This is a genomic window from uncultured Campylobacter sp., assembly GCF_938045205.1.
GTDB lineage: Bacteria > Campylobacterota > Campylobacteria > Campylobacterales > Campylobacteraceae > Campylobacter_B.
This window is the reverse complement of record NZ_CALIMY010000159.1, coordinates 12235-34139: the sequence shown is the minus strand read 5'-3', so window position 1 is coordinate 34139 and position 21905 is coordinate 12235. Positions and strand designations below refer to the sequence as shown.

General features: G+C 49.3%; 22 protein-coding genes and 1 pseudogene. 9 read left to right on the top strand and 14 right to left on the bottom strand.

What is annotated here, in order from left to right; translation table 11 throughout:
- Positions 1-246: 246 nt before the first annotated feature.
- The 6 genes from Q0198_RS09770 to dnaG all read right to left on the bottom strand — a co-directional run bounded on the left by Q0198_RS09770 (position 247) and on the right by dnaG (position 5543).
- Positions 247-606 carry a nitrous oxide-stimulated promoter family protein gene (locus tag Q0198_RS09770; RefSeq protein ID WP_297897560.1) on the bottom strand — a complete coding sequence of 120 codons (360 nt, stop codon included), beginning with the start codon at positions 604-606 and terminating at the stop codon, positions 247-249.
- A 101-nt stretch (positions 607-707) separates the two neighbouring features.
- The gene (locus Q0198_RS09765) at positions 708-1715 is read right to left on the bottom strand and encodes an AI-2E family transporter (protein ID WP_297897557.1); all 1008 of its coding nucleotides are present in this window, start codon (positions 1713-1715) and stop codon (positions 708-710) included.
- Positions 1716-1816: 101 nt separating this feature from the next.
- Positions 1817-2023 carry a hypothetical protein gene (locus tag Q0198_RS09760; protein ID WP_297897554.1) on the bottom strand — a complete coding sequence of 69 codons (207 nt, stop codon included), beginning with the start codon at positions 2021-2023 and terminating at the stop codon, positions 1817-1819.
- 204 nt (positions 2024-2227) lie between these two features.
- Positions 2228-2392, bottom strand: a complete 165-nt coding sequence (locus tag Q0198_RS09755; protein ID WP_297897552.1) for a hypothetical protein — start codon at positions 2390-2392, stop codon at positions 2228-2230.
- Between the two features lie 37 nt (positions 2393-2429).
- Positions 2430-3413: an argininosuccinate synthase domain-containing protein gene (locus Q0198_RS09750; RefSeq protein ID WP_297897549.1), complete on the bottom strand. Its 984-nt coding sequence runs from the start codon at positions 3411-3413 to the stop codon at positions 2430-2432.
- 9 nt (positions 3414-3422) lie between these two features.
- Positions 3423-5543 carry a DNA primase gene (gene dnaG, locus Q0198_RS09745; protein ID WP_297897546.1) on the bottom strand — a complete coding sequence of 707 codons (2121 nt, stop codon included), beginning with the start codon at positions 5541-5543 and terminating at the stop codon, positions 3423-3425.
- A gap of 60 nt (positions 5544-5603) precedes the next feature.
- Here dnaG and Q0198_RS09740 point away from each other — a divergent pair, with 60 nt between their 5' ends.
- The 6 genes and pseudogenes from Q0198_RS09740 to Q0198_RS09715 all read left to right on the top strand — a co-directional run bounded on the left by Q0198_RS09740 (position 5604) and on the right by Q0198_RS09715 (position 11497).
- Complete coding sequence (locus tag Q0198_RS09740) at positions 5604-6629, top strand: tetratricopeptide repeat protein (RefSeq protein ID WP_297897543.1); 1026 nt, start codon at positions 5604-5606, stop codon at positions 6627-6629.
- A complete protein-coding gene (gene rnhA / locus Q0198_RS09735) occupies positions 6607-7029 on the top strand; it encodes a ribonuclease HI (protein WP_177387132.1) in 423 nt (140 codons plus the stop codon). The genes Q0198_RS09740 and rnhA overlap by 23 nt, the downstream gene beginning before the upstream one ends.
- Positions 7030-7427: 398 nt before the next feature.
- Positions 7428-8090, top strand: a pseudogene (rnc, locus tag Q0198_RS09730) (ribonuclease III); the annotation flags it as partial.
- Between the two features lie 245 nt (positions 8091-8335).
- Complete coding sequence (gene aroC / locus Q0198_RS09725) at positions 8336-9451, top strand: chorismate synthase (RefSeq protein WP_297897539.1); 1116 nt, start codon at positions 8336-8338, stop codon at positions 9449-9451.
- A 130-nt stretch (positions 9452-9581) separates the two neighbouring features.
- Positions 9582-10874: a hypothetical protein gene (locus Q0198_RS09720; protein ID WP_297897537.1), complete on the top strand. Its 1293-nt coding sequence runs from the start codon at positions 9582-9584 to the stop codon at positions 10872-10874.
- Entirely contained in the window at positions 10874-11497 is a 624-nt protein-coding gene (locus Q0198_RS09715; protein ID WP_297897535.1) for a hypothetical protein, read from the top strand. Before Q0198_RS09720 ends, Q0198_RS09715 begins: the two co-directional genes overlap by 1 nt.
- A gap of 179 nt (positions 11498-11676) precedes the next feature.
- Here the strand turns inward: Q0198_RS09715 and Q0198_RS09710 are convergent, their stop codons facing one another.
- Complete coding sequence (locus Q0198_RS09710) at positions 11677-11943, bottom strand: hypothetical protein (protein ID WP_297897532.1); 267 nt, start codon at positions 11941-11943, stop codon at positions 11677-11679.
- Between the two features lie 16 nt (positions 11944-11959).
- On the opposite strand from Q0198_RS09710, the gene Q0198_RS09705 reads away from it, so the two are divergent.
- From Q0198_RS09705 to Q0198_RS09695, 3 genes are all read left to right on the top strand, one after another.
- Entirely contained in the window at positions 11960-12811 is an 852-nt protein-coding gene (locus Q0198_RS09705; RefSeq protein ID WP_297897529.1) for a hypothetical protein, read from the top strand.
- Between the two features lie 77 nt (positions 12812-12888).
- A complete protein-coding gene (locus Q0198_RS09700) occupies positions 12889-13503 on the top strand; it encodes a hypothetical protein (RefSeq protein WP_297897526.1) in 615 nt (204 codons plus the stop codon).
- Positions 13504-14022: 519 nt separating this feature from the next.
- Complete coding sequence (locus tag Q0198_RS09695) at positions 14023-14415, top strand: hypothetical protein (RefSeq protein ID WP_295150746.1); 393 nt, start codon at positions 14023-14025, stop codon at positions 14413-14415.
- 579 nt (positions 14416-14994) lie between these two features.
- Here Q0198_RS09695 and Q0198_RS09690 read toward each other — a convergent pair.
- The 7 genes from Q0198_RS09690 to recA all read right to left on the bottom strand — a co-directional run bounded on the left by Q0198_RS09690 (position 14995) and on the right by recA (position 21837).
- Positions 14995-15474 (bottom strand): hypothetical protein, encoded by a 480-nt coding sequence (locus tag Q0198_RS09690; RefSeq protein ID WP_297897523.1) that lies wholly within the window; start codon positions 15472-15474, stop codon positions 14995-14997.
- On the bottom strand, positions 15474-16562 hold the full coding sequence (locus tag Q0198_RS09685) for a methyltransferase (protein ID WP_297897522.1): 1089 nt from the start codon (positions 16560-16562) through the stop codon (positions 15474-15476). Before Q0198_RS09685 ends, Q0198_RS09690 begins: the two co-directional genes overlap by 1 nt.
- Before the next feature lie 326 nt (positions 16563-16888).
- Positions 16889-17518 (bottom strand): NAD(P)H-dependent oxidoreductase, encoded by a 630-nt coding sequence (locus Q0198_RS09680; protein ID WP_297897520.1) that lies wholly within the window; start codon positions 17516-17518, stop codon positions 16889-16891.
- A gap of 9 nt (positions 17519-17527) precedes the next feature.
- The gene (locus tag Q0198_RS09675) at positions 17528-18718 is read right to left on the bottom strand and encodes a hypothetical protein (protein ID WP_297897518.1); all 1191 of its coding nucleotides are present in this window, start codon (positions 18716-18718) and stop codon (positions 17528-17530) included.
- On the bottom strand, positions 18715-19542 hold the full coding sequence (locus Q0198_RS09670) for a hypothetical protein (protein ID WP_297897515.1): 828 nt from the start codon (positions 19540-19542) through the stop codon (positions 18715-18717). Before Q0198_RS09670 ends, Q0198_RS09675 begins: the two co-directional genes overlap by 4 nt.
- Position 19543: 1 nt before the next feature.
- Entirely contained in the window at positions 19544-20794 is a 1251-nt protein-coding gene (eno, locus tag Q0198_RS09665) for a phosphopyruvate hydratase (RefSeq protein ID WP_297897703.1), read from the bottom strand.
- Positions 20794-21837 (bottom strand): recombinase RecA, encoded by a 1044-nt coding sequence (gene recA, locus Q0198_RS09660; RefSeq protein ID WP_297897512.1) that lies wholly within the window; start codon positions 21835-21837, stop codon positions 20794-20796. Before recA ends, eno begins: the two co-directional genes overlap by 1 nt.
- Positions 21838-21905 lie beyond the last annotated feature (68 nt).

The following is a 21905-nucleotide window of genomic DNA, read 5'->3' as shown; positions in this document are numbered from 1 at the left end:
CTTTGATTGGGTACAATTCTAACTTAAAACTATAAACTCAAATTTAATTATTTATTATCAAGGATTGCGGAGGATTTGCGTTTGCAAGGCAGAATTTTACGCGCTAAAATTTAGTATTTTGATTGATTTTTATATCTTTTTTGCGCTTGTTCTCACGCCGCTTTTTTATACTTTTTTGCATAAGGATGAAGCGAGCTTGCAAAGATAAATTTTACCCGCAAACTCAAGCTAAATTGCCCGTACAAATTAGCTTTTTTTAAACGAAAAAAGCTTTTTGATCTTCGTAAGCCCAAGCTTCATACCACTATATTTCATCATCTTAGCCATATTTACCCACATTTCACGCTCGTAGCACGGATGCGGGCAGTGGTGACAGCGTGGCTTTTCGGTATGCGGGCAGGCACCAAGGCGCGCGTAGGCATAGCGTAGCATCCGCTCGCAGTCGCTACAGAGATGAAAGTGCGTTTGCACAAGCCCCTTATCGTCTTTGTAGTCATGAAGCACGGCACCATCTTTTTTGAGCGCCTCCGTATGCTTACCATCGCAGTAAATTTGGATAAATTTCGTCACCGTGTTTATTTCGTAAATAAATTTTTCGCTCGTCATATTTGATCCTTTGGACGGATTTTATCTAAAAGAGACAAAAATACTCTTGAGCGCGCTCAAGTTAGAATTCATAGAATTTTAAAATTCCGCGGAATTTCGCTTTATCTCTCGACCTTGTTGCTTAATAGGGTCGCGATGAAGCGTGTTTTGTCGTTTGAGGCAAGCGCGATTTGTAAGCTCATCGTAAGCGGCACAGCCAAAAATAGCCCGCCGATACCAAGCACGAAGCCCCACAGCAGTAGCCCCGCAAGTACGCTGATCGTTGAAAGCCCGAGCCCTTGCCCTAAAAATCGCGGCTCGATGATATTTCCGATCGCTACGTTTACGACTAAATAGATTGCGATAGTCCAGATGCTAGAGCTTATATCCATCGTAGCTAGCGTCACGAAAAGCGTCGGAAAGACCGCTACGATCGAGCCAATGGTAGGGATGAAATTTAGTACGAAAGCTAAAATCCCCCACAGCGCGGCATATGGGACACTAAGAGCCCACAGCCCGAGCCCGATGAGCGCACCGGTGCAAGCTGAAGCGATAGTTTTGATTAACAGATATTTTTTTAGGCTGGAGGCGAATTTCTTCACGAAAGTGTGCGTAGCGCGGCTACTTTGCGAAAAATAACGGATTTTTTCGTCGATCACAGAGCTCTCAAAGACCATAAATGAAACCATTATAAAAATGAAAAATCCCGTCGAGACTATCGAGCCTGTTTTGCGCAGTAGTGCAGATAGCTGTGCGGCGGCTTCGCTCGGATCGATGCCTAGGCTTGCGACGTTAAGCTCTATGCCGAATCGAGAGAGCTTCGCACTCACGCCTCCTAGCACCTCTTCAAATTTTGCTTGCAGCTCGGGTAGGCGCGCTGAAAACTCCTTGATCGCATCGAAGATGACTGCGCCGAAAAACACTATAATCGCCACGAAGGCAAAGGTAATGATGAGGAAACTAAAGACGCGCCCGACGCGGATCTTTTGGACGTAGAGCACCAGCGGCGAGACGAGCACCGTGATGAAAATAGCTAGCAAAAATGGCACGACGATAGCCTGCGCGGCTTTAAGACCAGCCAGGATGATTACGACGCAGGCAACCGACATCAAGGACATTTGAAGCTTCAAGGATTCTCCTAAATTTGACATTTTCGCAGAGCTTTTACGCGAAATTTTGATAGAAGGATTTTAACTAAAATTCCATAAATTTATGACTAAAATTTTATATATCATTTCTTATCCCATAAATTCAGTTCACTTTGAATTTCTATCTTTATATAATAAGAATTTTCTGTAATACCTGCAAATTTTGCCAATATTTTTGTCTCATCGGAGGAGCTTAAATGTACTGGAAATGATTTTGCTCCATTAGAAAGCAGCCAAATAGTACGCGTTATTCCATCAGAAAATGAACAAGCGTACTTTATTTCTTTCACATATTCCTTTTTAAAAAACGGAATACATCTTGCTTTTATTGGTGCATAATACTCATCAGAATAGCAGCAAACTCTAGCCAATGGTGCAGGATTGTCAAGGTCGTGCTTAAAACCCTTTTCTGCCCAACTATATTTGTAATCGCCTCGCTAACCATCTTCCGTTTTATTGCTTATTTCTTTATCTGCATCAATTTTACTATTACGTCATAATTCTAAGAATTTTATGCTATCAACAAACGCAATATCTCCAGTGTTATTTGTAAATGGGTGGCACATATATACAGATTTTTGGTTTTTAATTTTTAATTCAAAAACAACACGTTTTTCTTCAACTATAATATTTATACCGGGAAAACGTTCAAGCTTCATATTGCACTCCAATCCCTATATTTATTGACATGGCTTATCATACAAAATACTCGCGCGCGGCATCCTTGCTCTCAAAGGGGCTCGTGCTCAGCTCGCTACCCTCTATGAGCAGGGCGTAGCGGCGCGCGGCGTCCGTTTTGGCGTATGTTAGCGCCAGTCTCGCCGCAAGCTCTCTATCCGTCTCGCTCGCGCCCCTACTTAGCAGGCTTAGCGCGCCCACGACGTTGTCTTTAAATTTTATCTCGCTAAATTTCGGATTTTGCACTGCGGCAAGCTTTTTGTTGTCGCTCTCGTCGCGTCCGATTATGAGCTTGGCGCCGCCCGGCAAGCGCAGATGGCGTCCAAATTTTAAAATTTCAGCGTCCTCAGGCGTTTCGATCTTTTCAAATTTTACCGCATCCTTGATCCGCTCGCTAAAGCTCTGCACGGTCAGTAGACAGCCTCCCGCTGGCGTTTCGTAATCCTCAAAGCCGAACTCCGCCGCCAGCTGCATCTGCTTAGTGCGCCCGCGCCCGCTGATGTCAAGTAGCGCGTCGCGATCGATCCAGCCCTTGATCTCGGGCGTCGTGGGCGGCAGCAGTTTCGCGCACAGCGGGCGTAGGATCAGCCCCTCCTCATCGCCGCTAAGCCCACCGACCTGAGCTAGAGCCTGCGCGCGCTGGCTCATCGGGCGCTGTCCGAGCACCTCGCCCGTGATGATGAAGCTCGCCCCTTCGCTTTGCAGCATCGCAAGCGCAGTCTTAAACATATATCCGTGGCAGTCGATGCAGGGGTTGAAGTGCTTGCCGTAGCCGTATTTGGGCTCGAAAAGCACCTGCTGCAGATATTCGCTTCTGATATCGACGCTTTTAAAATCCGCCCCCGCGGCTGCGGCTCTGCGGCGCATGATCTCGCTCTTATCATCCTTGCCACTAAATCCGATATCCATATTCAGCGCGAGTACCTCGATGCCTTGCAAGACGATGAGTTTGACTGCGAGCATGGAGTCAAGCCCGCCGCTAAAGAGCGCCAATGCCTTCATTTCGTTCCTTTACTTGAGTTGATTGATCTTTTTTTGATACTCTAAGATTCGCTCGATCTTGTCGGGCGCGTCGGAGTTTTTGAGCTTTTGCATCAGATCTTGCAGGGCGTTGCGGCGTAAAATTTTGCACGCGTCGTTAAAAAGCGCTGCGCCGCCGATCGGCAAAATTTCATCGTCCAGCGCAAGCGCGCGCAGATTTTCGCGGGCTTCAGTTTCGGCGTTTTGAGCATTTTGGAAGCTTTGAGCGCTTTGAATATTTTGAGCTGCGGCCTCCCTCTCGCCCTGCTTCGCGACGTTGTTTACTTCTTGCTTCTCGCCGCCGTTTGCGCCCTGCTGCGCGGAGGAGCCTTTTAAATTTACGGCGCCTGCGGAAGCTTGCCCGTCAAAATTTTGCTCGCTAGAGCTTTCGCCGCCTTTTAAATTCATGCCCTCGCCCCTGTTAAAATTTTCTCCCGCGCCGTCTGCAGTAAAATTTTCGGAGGCGCTACCATTCGCATTACCGCCCTCGCCCATGATGAAATTTTTAAAATTCCCACCGCTGCGAGCGAAAGCCAAAAACGCCTCGAAAATATCGCCGTGCATACGAAAATCACGCCGCTCCAAGCAGCCGAGCCCGAGCTCCGCCATCTCGCCATCAAGCAGCATCGATTTTATGATCTGAAGCTCTGCGATCTCCTTGCGGCGCAGTAGCGTCCGCCCGAGCCTCGTCGAAGCCGCAGGCGGCGCAGAGCTTTCGTAGCGCGCCGTGTTTTGCGCGCGAATAAAATTTCCGCCGTTTAAGCCCCCGCCGTCTGCGCCGTGCCCTCCGTAAGCGCCGAAATCGCGAGGGCCGAAGCTCCCACCCTCGTTAAAATTTCGCTCCTCAAAGCCCGCGCCGAAATTTTTACCGCCGCTAGAGAGATTAAACGAGCCCGGCGAGACGTTTAAAATTTGCGCTACTAGGCTCTGATAGGACTCGGCTAATACGGGACCGAGCGCTGCGGTAAATTCTTTGATCTCATTTAGCGCAGCCTCTTTTTGCACGGGGCGGGCGAGGTCGTATTTTTTAGCGATTCTTCGGATCAGAAACTCCCCGCTCTCCATGCCGCTAGCATAAATTTGCTCTAGCTCGCGCACCTTGCCCGCGACTATCATATCCGCAGGATCGGCACCGCCGCCGATTATAGCGACGCTTGAGTCGATCTTATTCAGACACAAAAGCCGCGCCGATTTTATCGCCGCATTGATGCCTGCGGCGTCGCCGTCGAAGCTAAGCACGACGTTAAGCTCCGCGCGCTTTATAAGTGGCAGATGAGCAGGCGTCAGCGCCGTGCCGAGCACCGCTACGGCGTTGTCGATGCCCGCTTGATGCAACATGATGACGTCCATGTAGCCCTCGGTGATGATGAGGGTTTTTTTAGCGATCGCGCTTTTTTTCGCAAGGTCAAACGCGTAGAAAATTTTAGATTTATCAAACAGCGCGCACTGCGGCGAATTGACGTATTTGGCTGGGTTGCCGCTTATCGTGCGGCCGCCGAAGCCCACGAGCTTGCTTGCGTGGTTGTAGATCGGAAAGGTAATGCGCTCGATGAAGCTAGCGTAGAGCCCGCGCTCGTTTTGCTTCACCGCGCCCGCATTTAGCGCGTCTTGCGGCGGAATTTCTTCGTTTTGCAAAACCCTGATCGTCTGCGCGCTAGCTCCAGCGTAGCCAAGGCCGAATTTGCGAATAGTCGCATCGCTTAGGCCGCGCTCGTGCAGGTATTTTACGGCGGCGGGGTTTTGATAGAGGCAGCTTTGGTAGTAGGCGTTTAAAATCCCGAGCACCTTCTTCTCTTCGCTGCGCTCCTGGACTTTAGCGCCGGTGTATTGCAGCGCGAAATTATACATCCCCGCAAGCTTTTCGACCGCTTCAGGGAAGCTTATCTTTTCGTAATCTTGAATAAATTTAATCGCGTTGCCGCCTGCTTTGCACGAAAAGCAGTGAAAAATTCCAAGCTTTGAACTCACGCTCATACTTGGGTGCGAATCGTCGTGAAAGGGGCAGACGCCCACGAAATTTGCGCCGCTACGCTTAAGCGGGACATATTTTTCTACGACGTCTACGATATCTACGGTAGCCAGCAGATTTTCTATGCTTTCGTTTTTAATCATAAGCGAAATTATACCCGCACTTTGCTATAATTGCCCTTTATTTTTGCGACGAGGTTTGATTTGGATAATTTTTTCTTAGACGATCGCGACCCGATTTTCGGGCTTATCATGCTGATAAGCATAATCTTGCTAGTGTCGATTCTAAGCTACATTTGGGGAGTTTTTTCTAAAAAAAACGAGAGGCAGAGCCTAGAGAATTTCATCAAAAAATTTGACACCCTAGACGCGCTTAGCACCGAGCACAGACAGCTTTTGGCAAGCCCGCAAATAGACATCCCGACGCTTGGAATTTTGGCTAGCTCTTTCGTCAAAAGCGGCGACTTCGAGCGCGCGATAGAAATTTATCTAATCGCGCTAAGTAAGGCTAGCGGCGGCGTGCAGAGGGAATTTATCCTTACCAATCTCGGTATCGTATATTTCAAAGCGGGCTTTTTAGGGCGCGCCGAAGAGGTGTTTTTACAGGCACTGAAGCTGCGCCCGAGAAACAAAGAGGCTCTTACACATCTTACGGTGATTTACGAGCGGCTCAAGCGCTTTAATGAGGCGCTTGAGGTGCTTGACGCGTTGCGCGAGCAGGACGCCGAAGTATATGCTCAAAGCCAGTTCGAGCGCGCTCAGATCATCGCAAACGACGCCAATACGCCGTTTAATAAAAAGATCGCTAAAATTTCAAAGCTAAACTTCAAAGGCGCGGGGCGATTTTGTATGGAGCTTTTTATCAAAAACAAAGAGCCTATGGAGGGCTTTGACCGCTTCCCGCCGATCGAGCAGGCAATCGATCTGATCTATGATTTCCCTGCGGCGGTAAATACGCAGGATGCGGAGTACAGCGCGCTTTTTTACGCGCTTGGAAAAAGCGATCAAAAGCCGCAGAGCGCGAGTAAAATTTTTGAGATCAACGCGCTTATGGCTATGAAAGACGCGGGCTTTGAGGACGCGGGGCTTAGCTTTAGCTACACCTGCGCGAAATGCAAAAGCTCGGTGGGGCTCTTCTCGCACCGCTGTCCGGTCTGCTACGAGCTAGGCAGCATGGAGATCAGAGCGCAAATTTCGGAGAAAACCGGTGAAATCGGTCAAACTTTTTAGCGACGGCAGCTGCCTCGGAAACCCTGGAGCGGGCGGCTGGGCTTATATCTTGCAATACGGCGACGCGATAAAAAAGGCAAGCGGCGCGGAAGCGATGACAACGAATAATCAAATGGAGCTAACGGCCGCTATAATGGGGCTTAGCGCGCTTAAGCAGCCCTGCCGCGTCGAGCTTTTCACCGATAGCGAATATGTCGTGAAAGCGATAAATTCCTGGCTCGCAAAGTGGGTCGTTACCGATTTTAAAGGCAAGAAAAACGCGGATCTATGGCGCAGATACCTTGCGGCGGCGGCACCTCACGAGATCAGGGCCTCGTGGGTCAAGGGGCATGCGGGACATCCGCAAAACGAGGAGTGCGACGCTATGGCTCGCGCGGCGGCGGAAGCGATAAAGGGCTAAAATTCTGCGGCGAAGCTCGCGGTTACGCGGATTTAGCATAGATTTACCCGCGTTTGCTTTGCACGCAGAGCCACTTCGGCGTAAATTTTATCGCCCGAAGCTAGTTTTAGTGCGTCGTTCACGTAATCGGGTTCTTGTATTTGAGGGCAGGCGCGTTTTTGGCGAAGATTAAATTTGCGGCAAGTGAGCTTCGGCGCGGCTTGCGTTAGAATTAGCGGGCACGTTTAAATTTTTATTCGTCGCAGATCGTCGCTAGCGCGCTTCATTCGCCGCGTTAGTGCAAATTTAGCGCAGATCCCGCTCGCGTTCGTTTCGCTTGCGTAGGTTTTGTTCGCACTGGATGTCGTTTGCGTGCGGACCGCCGCTGATTTCGTAAAATTTTATAAAAAAGGGCAAAGATGCAAAATTTAGAAAAACTACAAGAAAAACTGGGCTATAAATTTAAAAATTTAACTCACCTTAAGATCGCTCTTACGCACAAAAGCGCCAAAAACGGACACAACAACGAGAGGCTGGAATTTTTAGGCGATGCGGTGATGGATCTGATCGTGGGCGAGTATCTTTTCAAAAAATTTAGTAGCGACGAGGGCGATCTTAGCAAGCTGCGCGCCGCGCTCGTGAACGAAAGCAGCTTTTCTAAATTTGCAAAATTTTTGGGCATCGGCGAGAACCTGAATATGTCGCTGTCCGAGGAGCGCAACGGCGGGCGCGAGAAGCCCTCGCTGCTTTCGGACGCGTTTGAGGCGATAATGGGCGCCGTCTATCTTGAGAGCGGGCTGCAAAACACCGCCCGCATCGCGACTGCAATCTTAGAAATCCTCTATCCGCGCATCAGCTTTAACGAGCTCGTTAAAGACTACAAAACCGCGCTGCAAGAGCTCACGCAGGCAAAATTCGGCGTCACGCCCGAATATGTTCTTTTAGGCTCGAGCGGCCCCGATCACAAAAAAAGCTTCGAAATGGCGGCGCTTGTTGGCGGCAAGCGACTCTCATCCGCCGTGGGAGCGAGCAAAAAGGAGGCCGAGCAAAAATGCGCGCAAATCGCGCTCGAGCTTTTACAAAGCAGCGCCTCGCACGGTGCTAACGCGACAGATGGCGAACAAACGGTATGCAGCGATGATAAGCAAAGTGGCGCAAGCCGCACACAGGACGACAAAAAAGGCTCACGAGGCGGCGGACGAGCGCGGGGCAGCACAAAGAGCGATTGCGCCGGCACATCGGACGACACGCCAAGCGCTAAAAAAAGCAATGAGCGAAACAAAAACGCCGAACAAAACGGACGCGGCGGCGATCAAGGAGACGCGCTATGAATACCTTCGGCGAGAGATTGCGCCTTAGCACCTTCGGCGAGAGCCACGGCGCGGCGATCGGCGGCGTTTTGGACGGCTTTCCGGCTGGCGTGGCAATCGAGATTTCAAATATCCAAAGCGAGCTTGATCGCCGCAAACCGGGCGGCAAATACGCTACGCCGCGCAAAGAAGCCGACGAGATCGAAATTTTAAGCGGAATTTTTGACGGTCGCAGCACCGGCGCGCCGATCGGATTTATCATCCGCAGCGCGAATCAGCACTCGAAAGACTACGAAAATCTCAAGGATATTTTTCGCCCCGCACACGCCGATTTTACATATTTTGCCAAATACGGACTGCGCGATTACCGAGGCGGCGGACGGGCAAGCGCGCGCGAAACCGCCGTGCGCGTGGCTGCGGGAGCGTTTGCGCAGATACTGCTAAATCACTTTAAAATTTCCGTAAAAAGCGGAATCTACGGCGTGGGCGAAATTTACGCGGAAAATTTGGACTTCGACTTTGTGCAAAACAGCGAAATTTTCGCGCTCGATCCCACTGTGGAGGGCGCACAGAAGGAACTAATCCTAAGCATCAAAAATGCGGGCGATAGTATCGGCGGCTGCGTGCTAACGCGCGTTACGGGCGTGCCTGCGGGGCTCGGCGAGCCGCTGTATGGTAAGCTGGATGCGACGCTTGCGGGCGCGCTGATGGGCATAAACGGCGTAAAGGCCGTACAGATCGGCGCCGGAGCGAAAGTAAGCACGCTAAAAGGCAGCGAGAATAACGACTTTATGCACGCTAGCAAGGATGCGATCCGCACCAACGGCGGCAAGATCGACGCAAATTTTGCGAGCAACAACGCAGGCGGGATCTTAGGCGGCATAAGTAGCGGCGCGCCGATCGAGATCACGACGCATTTTAAGCCGACCCCGAGCATTTTCATGGCGCAGCACAGCGTGGATGTGCACGGTGCGGACGCGGTCTGCGAGCTGCGCGGGCGGCACGATCCGTGTATCGCCGTGCGCGGCAGCGTCGTAGCCACCGCGATGGCGCGGCTAGCGATCGCCGATGCGCTACTGCTAAACGCGAGTACGACGCTGGGGAATTTAAAGCGAATTTACGGCGAGGATTAAATTTAAACGAACAATCCTTCAAATTTTGCGGAATTTAATGAAATTTCAAGGGCCGAGCGATGAAATTCCAGCGAGCAAGCGGGCAAATTTTAAATTTACGCGGTAAGCCTATCGCGACAAGGAGAGCAAAATGAGACTTGAGCGTATCGGCGAGGACTCGGCGCTGATCGCGCGCATAGAGGCGATCAACGTCGCGGCGTTCCCCGAAATCGAGCGTATCAGCATAAAAAATTTTTTAAAAATGTCGCGCAAAGGACAGCTTGAAATCGCGGCGATTTTCGAGGATTTTAGCGCCCTAAGCGCTAGTGGCGCGGCAAATAAACATCGCGCGGCGGCGAGTGAAAATTTATGCGTGGGATCGCAGGATTGCGGCGAAGCGAGCCAAAATCGTGACGCTGCGGGTAAAAATTATGGTGCGAATAACCGCAGCGCGGCAGAATTCGCCTCTTTGAATTCCAAAAATCGCAGCGTGGTAGGTAAAAAATCTAATGCGACGTGTGAAAAATCCAGCTTGGAAAGTAAAAATCCCAGCGCAGAGGCAAGCGAAAATTCAAGCGCGGCGGCGCAAAATTTAAGGGGCGAGGAGCTGGTTGGCTTTTTCGTCTATAGGACCGAGCAAACATACAAGCGCGCGGTTTCGCACCACAAACAGCCGCCACCGCGCCTAAATGCGGATAAAATTTTAAGATCCAAAGCCCATAGCGGCGCAGAATTTGAAGGCGAAAAGGATGAAATCCCAAGTGGCAAAGTAAAATTTTCAGAAGCAAAATTTTTTAGCGTTGCAAACGGCAAAATCGCGAGCCAAGAGACGCAGCCTCTTAGCGGCGATGAAATTTTAAACGCGAGCACAGATAGTAAAATTCCGATCGACGCGGACCATTCGATTTGCGGTGCGGGCGGCAAAATTTCATCAAGCGCTAGAGGGGATGAAATTTCATCAAGTGCTGCGGAGAGCAAAATTTCGTCAGGTACCGCAGAAAGCGAAATTTCATCAAATGTCGCAGAAAGCGAAATTTCTCGCTACGATGAGAGTGAAATTCCAAGCGGTGGGGGGAGCAAGATTTTTTACGTGGCCTATCTCGGCATCGATGCGAAATTTCGCGGGCTGGGGATCGGCTCAGGGCTGCTCGCGCTCATCGCCACGCAAAATCCAAGCGCGCAGATCGTCCTTGACGTCGAGCCGCCGCACGAGGACGCGCCCAATCTCGCGCAGCGCCTGCGCCGCATAGAATTCTACGGCAGGCACGGCTTTCGGCGCTGCGGCAAGTTTTTCAACTACGCGGGGCTAAGCTTCGAGATCCTTGCCAAGCCGCCGCTAAGCGCGCCGCAACAGGGCTTTGACGTAGCGAGCTTCGTGAGATTTATCGGTGCGGGCAATAAATTTAGATTTAAAATCACCGACGCGCCGCTATACAAAAACTAATGCAAAAGCCCGAATTCAGCCTCATCTGCGACGATACGTTTTATAGAATTTTCTCCGCCTCTATCCTTGCGTTTTTTTGCATTTTTATCTCTTTGGACATCGGCGGATCGGGAGAGCTGTTTTACACGGACAGCCCGCTACGCTCGCAGCGAGCCAAACCTAGTTTGACGATCGTTTTTGTGTTTTTAGCGTTACTTTATCTGCGAAGCGGTAGCAAAGAGGCGGCGCGCGTGGAATTTGACGAGCTTAAAATATCCTTTCGCAGAGGGCTAGACAAATACGATCTTATGCTTGGATGCGTTGATCTGATAGAGCCGTCGTTCGGCTTCGTGCGGACGTTTCGCGTGCCGTTTATAAGCTACGAGCGGTTTTTGAAACTGCAAGAAATTTTAAAATTCTTGCTTCTTTTCGCATACGTCGCAGGCGTGTTTTTGACGATAAAATTCGGCTTTGCCGAGGCTGCGATCTATGCAGCGGCGGGCATTTTTGCGATTTTGATCGCCTCAAAACTCGTCGTCGCGCGGAGGCTAGACGGACGAGCGGGGCTACGACTGCGCGATTGCTTGCTACTGCGCGGGAGGGACGATACGGGCGCGGCGGTATTTTTTTTGCATCCGTCCTAGCCGCGCCGAGCGCGAAGCTTTACGCATATATTTTTTGAAAAATTTCAGCTACGACATTAAGGCGTGAAATTTTTCGGTTTTCAGCGTAAAATTTAGACCCGCGGGATGTCTGGCTACGGCTAAACGTAAACGAAGCGCAAAGGCGGATGCTGCGCGAGTATTTCGCGGCGAGATTGGGGTTAGGTTTCGAGCAAAATTTTGTCCGCGGCAGTCGCAGATGAGATCACTCGGCACCCGAAGTAATCCTCGAAGTAGTCGCAGACAAGCTCGCTCTGTGTCTGAAAAGCCCCATAACTAGTCGCAAAGATCCACATTGTCCGTCCGCTTAACGAGGATGATCGCCGCTCGTCGCAACTCGCCTCGCCGCAAGCGCCTCCGCAAATACCCCGCATCTTTAAACGCGCCGAAAGCGAGACGACGATAAAATACGGTTCGTCAAAGATCATACCGAGAAGGAATTTTATGCGAGATTACGACAAAGAGCCGATCGAAATCATAGATAGGGCGGTTTACTTTCAAAACAATATCGTTCTTTTTCTTTCACTCGGTTGCCTATATAAAATATTCAATCTAGAAGTTACTCCGTTAAACTTGAAATTTTACACGCATTTTAGTGCCGATTTAGTTATGTTTATAGTAGTGGTCTTTTTATTGTTGCCGGCTACACTACTTTGGCCTATTAAAAGAAAGGGCAGCCCCGCGTATTTTTTATTGGAAAATAATAAAATCAGCTATATAAATGCTTTCGACGATAAGCCCGGATCACTAAATCAGGCGTTGAATGATTTTTATTTTGTCAAGAAAGAGGAAATAATAAAAATTTGCAATGCCTGCGATATAGATAAGGTGAGTTTTTGCATTATATCAGAGCTATACGATAGCTACGGAAGATTTCACTATTTTTCGTCATACGAGCTGTATAAAAAATCGTCCATAGGGGTACACATAGGAAAGGCTGTATTGTTTTTATATCATACGATAAATTTCATATTATTCATCTTGCCGTTTAAAATTTATATGCTGATAAGAGCGGGCGAGCCTTTGGGTTTAATCCGCAAAAATATCGTGTTAAGGTTCAAAAATAGAAATTACTTCCTTATAAATATATATTCTAGGCGAGATCTAGATGAGATACTAGAGTATTTTAAGCAAAAAGGCGTCCAAATTATGGATAAAGTGGTCTTTATGCCGCAGGCGCAAAATAAAGGCCTATTTACCGACAAGAACGAAATTTGGAGCGATGATTTTAGCGATACGCAAATTCCAAAAGACACGTTTAAGCGAAAGCTTAGGCGATTTTTTAGCTTGGATTAAAGAGCGATTCCGCCCGTTTCAGCGTAAAATTTAGACCCGCGGGGTAGAATTACAAAAATTTTTACATGGAGCAAACAATGAAAAATTTCTTTCTAGCCGCAATAGTTTGCGCGCTTTTTAGCGGTTGCGCATATGAAGCACAGTTTAATCAAAACGCCGATGTAGCGCCGTTTGACGACACTATAAGCGCGACTAACGCCATGCAAAGCGCGCTCATTTACATTCCTGGCGAGCTAATGGGGACGAAAAGCTACGCCGCAAGCTCGAAGCTAGGCAGAGACGATGAGCTTAAAATCGACGTCGGCGAGTTCGTCGCAGGCGAGGCAAAGCGCTTCTTCGGCACCTACCTAAGGCGCGTGAGCGTCACCGACGACGAAAAAGCGCTGCAAGGCAAAGGGCTCGTCATCGCGCCTGAGCTTAGCTCATTCGGCTTTGGCTTTTACAGCTCCGACGGCATCGACGTTTCGGCAAAGCCCTACGTGCGCTACAATCTACGCTTAAAAATGTTTAAAAACGGAAAGCCGATCTACAACCAAAATATCGCCGTAAATGAGCGCAACTTCGGCGAGGAGGAGTTTTTCGGCGGCGGCCAGGGCTCGTACGCGCAGATCGGCGGGATTTTCCAAAAGGCAATGGCGAACGACTACGCCGTACATGCTAGAGAAATTTTGGACGTAATCAACGATAATTAATCGCGCTTGCGCCTTTGTGCGTGGTAAGCGGCATCTGGTCGATTATTTTTGCCTGCCGTCTTGTGGTAAAATTTGTCGCGGCGATCTTACGGCACGCGCTTGCAGATCGTCGCACCTAAGCTTTATCGAGCGATATAATTAGCATGGCTTTAAGGCGCCCATAGACGCGCTTTCTTGCAGGATTTACTCAACTGCAGCATTAATAAATCCTTTTGATACCGAGTTCGTCGGTTACTCTAAGCATCGAATTTATTTCGCAAGCTGAGTTAAATTCCGTAAAATGCACTATGAAATTTAACTCAGCAGTTCGTATTTAAGTGCGGCGAGCCGACAAATTCCTCACCTTGACATACCGCCTAATTCCGTATTTTAGGGCCAAATCCTGCAAATAAATTTTTCGCGTTCGCTGCTACGCTTGCATAAAATTCCATATTTGCAGTACCAAAAATTCGATCTAAATTTAAAGCACCGATTAATATTAATTTTTATATCATTACTAAATTTTTTAAGGAGAGAATTATGAAAAAGTTTTTATTACTTCCGTTTGCTTTCGCGGCGCTTTTTGCGGCACCAAGCTGTGATAATGTTCAGCTCAAAGCGGCCGTGGAAGGTATCAATAAGAGTGCGCCGATGCGAGTCGATGAGATTACCACTTTAACGGGCGCCGAGTGCAAGGATGGTAGCTTCATCTATAACTACGAGCTAAATGACGGCATGGGGATGAAATTTGACAGTGTCGGAAATGATCAAAAAACCGTGATACAAAATGTCATAGATAGCCAAAATAAGCAAATTTTTTGCAATCAGATGAAGGTAATGCATCCGCTAATAAACAGCGCGATATGGAGCTATAAGATAAAAAGTGGCGAAGAATTTATAAGGGTAGAATTTAAGCCTAGCGACTGCAAGTAGGGCTTGCGCGAGATTTAAAATTTAGCGCGGCGTGAGTCTTTGCCTGCTTGCTCGCGCCGAATTCGTTTAAAATTTATCCGCTTCGCTTTTGATTTCGCCTGTGCAAAAGCAACATGCTAAAATCTCTGCTTAGCTTTTACAGCGCCGCCGCGTATAGCATGGCGCGGATCAGCGTGCATTTTGCCGTCACAAAGCGCTAAACGCGCCGAGTCTTTTTTAAGCCGCGATCTAATTTTGCGTCAGATTCTGCCAGTGGCGTTTTTCATTAAAATTTGACTATTTCACGCGGGATTATATCTGTGCGGCAGCGCAAACACCACGTAAAGCTTTAATGCGAAATTCTATAAGTTGCGTGGAATTTTATTTGAAACAGCATCATAGATTTTGAGTTAAAATTTTAGGATTTATTGCGATGCTGCACCTGCTGCGATGAAATCTTGCTAAATTTTATCCGCGACCTACTCGCATAAAATTCTGCGTAAACCATGAGCTTGCTTGCGAGCTTACAAGAGGCACCAGCTGCCAACGCGCCGCCGCACAAAACGCGGCTAATCAAATGCCTCGCTTAGGTTTTAAAATTCACCGCGCACAACTGCTTTTATCCAGCGCGATTTTTATCGGCGGCAAGCCCTCTATTTCGTAATTTAACACCATCGTTTTGCCGAGCTCCCGCAGGCGCTGCGAAAATTCCGTGCTACAAAAGCTGACCTTCGCCTTGGCAAACAGCATCTCTTTTAAAATTTCCGCATCGCCCGCATCCAGCGCGCTGAGGTCTAAATTTGGCGAGCTATTTAGCGCGTAATCGTATATGAAGCTACCCTCTTCGCATGCGGCGCCTTTTAAAATCGTAGCATCGTCGATCCTACGCGGTGCGCCCTCGTTTATCCGCGCTAGCGCATCTCGCACCTGCTTGCTTTCGCAGAAGTTTCGCTCCAGTTCGCCACGTTTTTTCTCCGCATAAAATTCCATCGCCACATTTGCCAAAATTCCGATTCCAAAAAGCACTAGTAAAATTTTAATCGGCTTATTTAGCCGCGCGCTTAAGCTTCGCGCGTCCATCATCGCGCCCTTTCGCAACACAGCAGCGTGTGTCCGACGCCGAGCCCGTCGTGAATTTGCGAAATTTTAAGCCCGGCACGCTGAGCAAATTTAATCATATCGTCCGAGTGATAAATTTTGCTATTGCCGTTTGCCATCGCGGCGAAATACACGCTGATCTGCGTCATGCTATACGCGGCTGTTTCGTAGCGCTGTCTGTCCCAAAACGGCTCCAAAATATAAAGCCGCGCCTGCTCGCTCATCGACTCCGCCGCGCGCGCGAGGATGCTTACGATCTGCTCCTCTGCAAAGCAGTCCAAAAACTGACTAAGCCAGATCGCGTCAAAGCCGCGCGGAAAGCGCGTAGCGGGATCTAACAGATCGGCCGCAAGCCCGTCTATGCGCTCTGCATCCTTCGCGCCTGCGACGGCGTCTTTCATCATCGAAATTTGCCCCGCAAGATCCATTATCGTGACGCGCACATTTTCGTCGTAGCCTACGCACCGCTTAGCAAAGCGCCCCGTGTTGCCGCCCACGTCTAAAATTTTATCCGTCTTGCGCGAGAAAATGATCTTTAACGCGGGCTCAAACGCCAAATCCGAATAAAAATGATCAAACGCGAGCCAGCTTTTGCGCACATGCGGCGGTAGATGCGAAAGTGCCTCGTAGATCGTAGCCCACTGCCCAAAAACCTTTAGCCCCTCTGGTTTGCCCGATTTTAGCGTCTCTTCGAGCCTAAAGAGCCCCTCGTAGCACACGTCGTGGATAAAGTCCATATCCACACCGACGAGCTCGTCGGTGAGTAGAAAATACCCCGCCTTGCTGAGCCTAAATTTCTCGCCGCACAGCAGCACCGTGCCGATGCTAAGTGAACTTTCCAAAAGCAGCTTTACGGCGTATTCGCTAAGCGAGAGTTTCTGCGCGATCTCACTTATGCTTAGCCCGTCCCGCGCCTCATTAAGCGCGCTTAAAATTCCAAATTTTTTCATCAGCCTGCTTACCTGAAAAACTACAGGCGCAAAGGCGATCTCATTCGCCGTCCGCTGCGCCTCGCCCGCGCTTTGACGCTCGGCGCCGTAGCGGTCTAAAAGCTGTTTGGGAAGTTTCATTTTTGATCCTGCTTATGTAAATTTCGCAAAATTTTAGCAAAAAATTTTAACTTTTCTTGCGCCCGCTAAGAATTTGCGCATATCTTATAATTTCGCGATGAAATTTTAAAATTCCGTCTTAAAATTTAAGTCGTTTTGCAGCTGTATGTTTATTGAGATAGATTTTATTTTGAGATCCTAAAAAATTTTAAATCTCGCCGCACAAAATTTATGGGCGAGAAAAAGGCTAAAGCGCGATAAATTTCTAAAAAATGCGTGTGTTGCTTCACACACCAGCTTTAGACTTTTACGCGCTGTAAATTTAATACTCTAAAGCCACTTTTGACTTATTCAATCCACTTTACTACGTCATCCATGCCGCGGCGGATCTTTTGCGGCTGCGGGTTTACGCGGTAGCCGAAAGGTACGAGTAGCGCCACGCGGCGATCGTTCCAATCAATGCCTAAAATTTTATTTAGCGCTGCGCGATCAAAGCCCTCCATCGGACAGCTGTCGATGCCGCGGCTTGCGGCCTCGTTCATCATCGCAAGTGCTGCGAACATGCACTGCGCGTGCGACCAATTAAATAGCTCCTCATCGTCGTTGTGAAAATAACCGCTTAAAAAATCTTGATAAAATTTATGCCTGTCGCCGATATATTTAGGCGCTTCATCTTTTTTACGCGTAATCATTCGCTCGATATAATCACTTCCTAGCTTTATGTCCTTGATCTTTGCTAAAATCACGACCAGATGTGAGCAAGAGGTGATCTGCGGCTGATTCCACGATTTTTCGCGGATCTGCTCGCGCAGCGCCTTGTTTTGCACAACCAAAAAGTCCCATTGCTCTAGCCCCGTAGAACTAGGTGCTAAGATTCCTGCCTGCAAAATGGCGTCAAAATCGACCTTACCGATTTTTTTGTTCTCGTCAAAAATTTTGCACGCGTGGCGAAATTTCATAATCTCTAAATGTGTCATAGTCTCTCCTTAATTAGAATTTTTGTAAATCAAATACCCGCCATCTTTGCGTCTGATGCTGAGGTTACCCTCATGTGAGCGCACGCCGATACGGTAGTAGCCGTCCTCTTTGGTGACGTTGATGTCGCTAAAGCCGCCGATATTTACAGCAAAGCTCGCGCCGCTAAGCGGGATCTCTTGGCGCCAAAACTCCGCTTCAAGCGCGCCCGAAACATTTGCGTCGGAGCTTTTGAAATCATCTGCAGTGATGATCTGGATATTATTTTGGTGGATCACGAATCTCAACTCATCGTCAAATTTAAGCGTCTCTAACGGCAGCTCCAAACGCGGCGCGAAGCTAGGCGTGATGCCACTTTGCGAGGCCTGCTTTTGTAAATTTGGATCAGTCGAAGTAACCGAGACGTCCAGTGCCCTATGTAGCGTGGGTTTGGCGCTCGCACTTAGCACGAAGTCATCGTGCCAATCAATCGAGCGATTGATATCAACGATCTTTTCGTGCAGAGCCCCGTCGTCGTCCCTATATCGCACGATCAGGCTTTCGATCGTAAGGGCGTCGGAGGGAAGCGCAAAGGTTTGCTGCGTAAAATTTTTAGGCGCGGGCGTATTTTGCGACGCGGCGGCGGAGCTTTGCGCCGGATTGGAATTTTGCGAAGCAGATTGCGCGTTTTGTTGCATAGTGGAGTTTTGCACCGTAGAATTTTGCACTGTAGAATTCTGTGCCGCCTTAAAATTTTGCGCTATCGTAGAATTTGGCTCGCTTACTTCTGGCACGATCGGTAACTCATCAGGAGGCGGAAGCATCGCAACTGAAGGCTGCGCAGAAGAGTTCAGTTCGGTTTTCATGGCTTGCGAAGGAGCACCGATGCCCGCTTTGAGCGCAGGAGCTTTTTTTTCGGTCTGCGAGAGCCGTGCGCTCACGGCTTTTTTGGCGACGCTTACTTTAATACTGGAATTAGCTTCTGCAGCGCTTTTTTGCATTGCTGCGGTAGGGCTTTTAGATGTTTCAGGTTTCATTACAGCTTGCTTTTTAGCGCTTGGGCTTTGTGCACCTGTCTTTGGCTCTTTAATCGCCAAATCGGTAGAATTTTGTTCTTTTGCTGCGGTGATGCTAGGTTTCGTAGCGTTGGAATTTGCGCTATTTAAATTCTCTGCGTTTAAAAAAGTGCAAAGACCTAAAATTAGCAAAGAAATTTTTCTCATTTTTTAAGGTCCGGATCGAGCGAGCGACGCTCTAAATAAAGCTTTTGAAGCTCAGCGTTTTCCTCTTTTAGCCGCTCGACGTCGGTGAATAAAAACGCCTTTTCTTTTTGCAACTGGCGCAGCACTTCAAACGATCGCTTGCCAAATAGCACATCACCCACGAAGATGCCTGCAAAAACAACGCAGACGATCAGCGCAAGAGCTGCAAAAATCTGCTTAAGCGGTGAAAACGGATTGATAAAATTCAGCCGTTCTTTTAAATTTTTACGCTTTTTTAAAGCTTTTTTAGCGGCGGGGGCTGCATTTTGCGGCGCAAAAGAAAATCCTTGCGTGGCAGAATTTATGTCTTGCGCCACAAAGCCCGTGCCTTGAGAGCTGTAGTCTACGCTCTGAGCCACAAAATCCGCGTCGTTTGGGAAGTGGTTTTCTTTCGCGTATAATTCTGCATTCTTTAAATTACCACTCCCAATAAATTCTGCGCCGTAAAAGCCCGCATCTGCTTGCACGCTGCCTTCGTAGTTTCCGCTTGCAGCAAAGCTTTTGCCACTTAAATTAGAGCTGCTGCTTGTGGTATCAGAGGCAGAGCCTGTTTCGTCTACGCCGCGTGAGGTTCCGTTGCGATTTTTGCGGAAGCCAGCCCCTACCTCGCTAAAGCCTCCGCCAAAATTTTCATCGCTATAAAATTCTTCATCGTCAAAAAAATCGTCCTCGTCAAAGTCTGCGTCTAAATATCTGCCTTGCGTGTTTGCGTAATCCGCTCCGTCCGCATAGGTGCGCTGCGCGCCGCCTTTTAAGCCCCGCTTGGACTTTTTTTTAAAAAACATTTTAAATTTTATTTCCCAAAAACTCGTACGTCTCGCGCTCGATCTCAAGCAGGCGGTTGTATTTTGCGTTGCGTTCGCTTCTTGAGGTCGCGCCCGTTTTGATTTGGCCCGTATTCATCGCGACGGCGAAGTCCGCGATAAAGCTATCCTCGCTCTCGCCGCTTCTGTGGCTCATCACGCAGCGGTAGCCTTTGCGCTGCGCTAGGCGGATCGTCTGCATAGTTTGGCTGACGGTGCCGATTTGATTTGGTTTGATTAGGATCGCGTTGCCTACACCTTTGGCGATGCCTTCGCGCAAAATTTTCTCGTTCGTTACAAATAGATCGTCGCCCACGAGCTGCACTTTAGAGCCAAGCCTGCTAGTTAGCTTCGCCCAGCCCGTCCAGTCGTCCTCGCTTAAGCCGTCTTCGATCGAAAATATCGGATACCTCTCGCAAAGCTGCGCGTATCGCTCTATCAGCTCTTCGCTGCTAAATTCCTTGCCTTCAAGCTTATATTTGCCGTTTTCGTACAGCTCGCTAGCTGCGACGTCGAGAGCTAGTTTGATCTGCTTGCCTGCTTTGTAGCCTGCTTTTTCGATAGCTTGCATGATGAGCTTGATCGGCTCTTCGTTATCGTTTAAATTTGGCGCAAATCCGCCCTCGTCGCCAACTGCCGTGCTATGGCCGGCCGCGTTTAGAAGGCCTTTTAGCGTGTGGTAAATCTCGCTCGCCGCTCGCAACGCGTCGCTAAATTTATCAAAGCCAAACGGCATAATCATAAATTCTTGAAAATCCACGCTGTTGTTCGCGTGCGCGCCGCCGTTAATTATATTAAACATCGGCACCGGCAGTACGCTAGCGTTCGCGCCGCCTAGGTAGCGATACAAAGGCACGTCAAGGCTTTTGGCAGCCGCGCGCGCTACCGCCATAGATACGCCAAGCACGGCGTTCGCGCCCAAATTTGAGTAGTTATCGGTGCCGTCAAGCTCGCGCATTTCATCATCAAGCGCCTTTTGATCGAAAGCATCCAGCCCGATCACGGCTTCGGCGATCTGCGAATTTACGTTTTCCACCGCTTTTAGCACGCCCTTGCCGCAGTATCTATCGCCCCCGTCGCGAAGCTCCAGCGCCTCGCGTTTGCCCGTGCTTGCGCCGCTTGGCACTACCGCGCTTGCTACGGTGCCGTCGCTTAGAGCCACGGTCGCCTTCACGGTCGGGTTGCCGCGGCTATCCAACACCTCTATCGCATAAACATCTTCGATATAAATCATCATTCATCTCCGCTTTGTAAATTTTCTTCATCGTCCGCGTCCGCGCTGAAATTTACGCTACCCATCTGCTCGCGGATCTTTGCCGTGATCTCTTCGGCGACAGCAGGGTTATTCTCTAGATAAATTTTAGCGTTTTCGCGCCCTTGACCTAGCTTAGTGTCGCCGTAGCTGAACCACGCGCCGCTTTTATCTACGATGTCTAGCTTGACGCCGTAATCGATCAACTCGCCCACTTTGCTGATACCCTTGCCGAACATTATGTCAAATTCCGCGATCTTAAACGGCGGCGCCACCTTATTTTTCACGACCTTGACTTTGGCGCGGTTGCCGATGCTCTCTTCGTTTTGTTTCAAAGTAGCGATCTTGCGTATGTCTATGCGCACCGAAGCGTAAAATTTAAGCGCATTGCCGCCGGTCGTCGTCTCGGGCGTGCCGTAACCCATCGCGCCAATCTTCATACGGATTTGGTTGATAAAGATCACCGTTGTATTCATCTTGTGCACGACGCCGGCGAGCTTGCGCAGCGCTTGGCTCATAAGTCGCGCCTGAAGCCCCACGTGCTGATCGCCCATATCGCCCTCGATCTCGTTTTTCGGCGTGAGTGCAGCGACGCTATCTACGACGATAAGATCGATCGCGCCACTCTTTGCTAAGGTTTCTACGATGTCGAGCGCCTGTTCGCCGAAGTCGGGCTGGCTGACGTAGAGATTGTCGGTATCGACGCCTAAATTTGAAGCGTATTTGACGTCCAGCGCGTGCTCGGCGTCCACGAATGCGCAAATTCCGCCCGCCTTTTGGCACTCAGCGATGATGTGAAGCGTGAGCGTCGTCTTTCCCGAGCTCTCCGGCCCGTAAACCTCGATGATACGCCCTTTCGGCACGCCGCCGATGCCAAGCGCGATGTCAAGCCCCACCGAGCCCGTAGAGATGGCGTCTATCGGCTCGACCTGCTTATCGCCTAGTCGCACGAGCGTACCCTTGCCGAAAGCCTTGTCGATCGATTTTAGCGCCGCATCCAGCGTCTTCTTCTTTCCCTCGTCCATGTTTTTCCTTAAAAATAAATTCGCTTGATTTTACCAAATTTGAAATGAATTTTTGATTATTCGCTCAA

Coding starts and splice junctions, on each gene's coding strand:
- Q0198_RS09770 (WP_297897560.1), bottom strand. CDS start 606: ATGACGAGCGAAAAATTTATTTACGAAATAAACACGGTGACGAAATTT.
- Q0198_RS09755 (WP_297897552.1), bottom strand. CDS start 2,392: ATGAAGCTTGAACGTTTTCCCGGTATAAATATTATAGTTGAAGAAAAA.
- Q0198_RS09750 (WP_297897549.1), bottom strand. CDS start 3,413: ATGAAGGCATTGGCGCTCTTTAGCGGCGGGCTTGACTCCATGCTCGCA.
- dnaG (WP_297897546.1), bottom strand. CDS start 5,543: ATGATTAAAAACGAAAGCATAGAAAATCTGCTGGCTACCGTAGATATC.
- aroC (WP_297897539.1), top strand. CDS start 8,336: ATGAATACCTTCGGCGAGAGATTGCGCCTTAGCACCTTCGGCGAGAGC.
- Q0198_RS09720 (WP_297897537.1), top strand. CDS start 9,582: ATGAGACTTGAGCGTATCGGCGAGGACTCGGCGCTGATCGCGCGCATA.
- Q0198_RS09715 (WP_297897535.1), top strand. CDS start 10,874: ATGCAAAAGCCCGAATTCAGCCTCATCTGCGACGATACGTTTTATAGA.
- Q0198_RS09710 (WP_297897532.1), bottom strand. CDS start 11,943: ATGATCTTTGACGAACCGTATTTTATCGTCGTCTCGCTTTCGGCGCGT.
- Q0198_RS09705 (WP_297897529.1), top strand. CDS start 11,960: ATGCGAGATTACGACAAAGAGCCGATCGAAATCATAGATAGGGCGGTT.
- Q0198_RS09700 (WP_297897526.1), top strand. CDS start 12,889: ATGAAAAATTTCTTTCTAGCCGCAATAGTTTGCGCGCTTTTTAGCGGT.
- Q0198_RS09695 (WP_295150746.1), top strand. CDS start 14,023: ATGAAAAAGTTTTTATTACTTCCGTTTGCTTTCGCGGCGCTTTTTGCG.
- Q0198_RS09690 (WP_297897523.1), bottom strand. CDS start 15,474: ATGGACGCGCGAAGCTTAAGCGCGCGGCTAAATAAGCCGATTAAAATT.
- Q0198_RS09685 (WP_297897522.1), bottom strand. CDS start 16,562: ATGAAACTTCCCAAACAGCTTTTAGACCGCTACGGCGCCGAGCGTCAA.
- Q0198_RS09680 (WP_297897520.1), bottom strand. CDS start 17,518: ATGACACATTTAGAGATTATGAAATTTCGCCACGCGTGCAAAATTTTT.
- Q0198_RS09675 (WP_297897518.1), bottom strand. CDS start 18,718: ATGAGAAAAATTTCTTTGCTAATTTTAGGTCTTTGCACTTTTTTAAAC.
- Q0198_RS09670 (WP_297897515.1), bottom strand. CDS start 19,542: ATGTTTTTTAAAAAAAAGTCCAAGCGGGGCTTAAAAGGCGGCGCGCAG.
- eno (WP_297897703.1), bottom strand. CDS start 20,794: ATGATTTATATCGAAGATGTTTATGCGATAGAGGTGTTGGATAGCCGC.
- recA (WP_297897512.1), bottom strand. CDS start 21,837: ATGGACGAGGGAAAGAAGAAGACGCTGGATGCGGCGCTAAAATCGATC.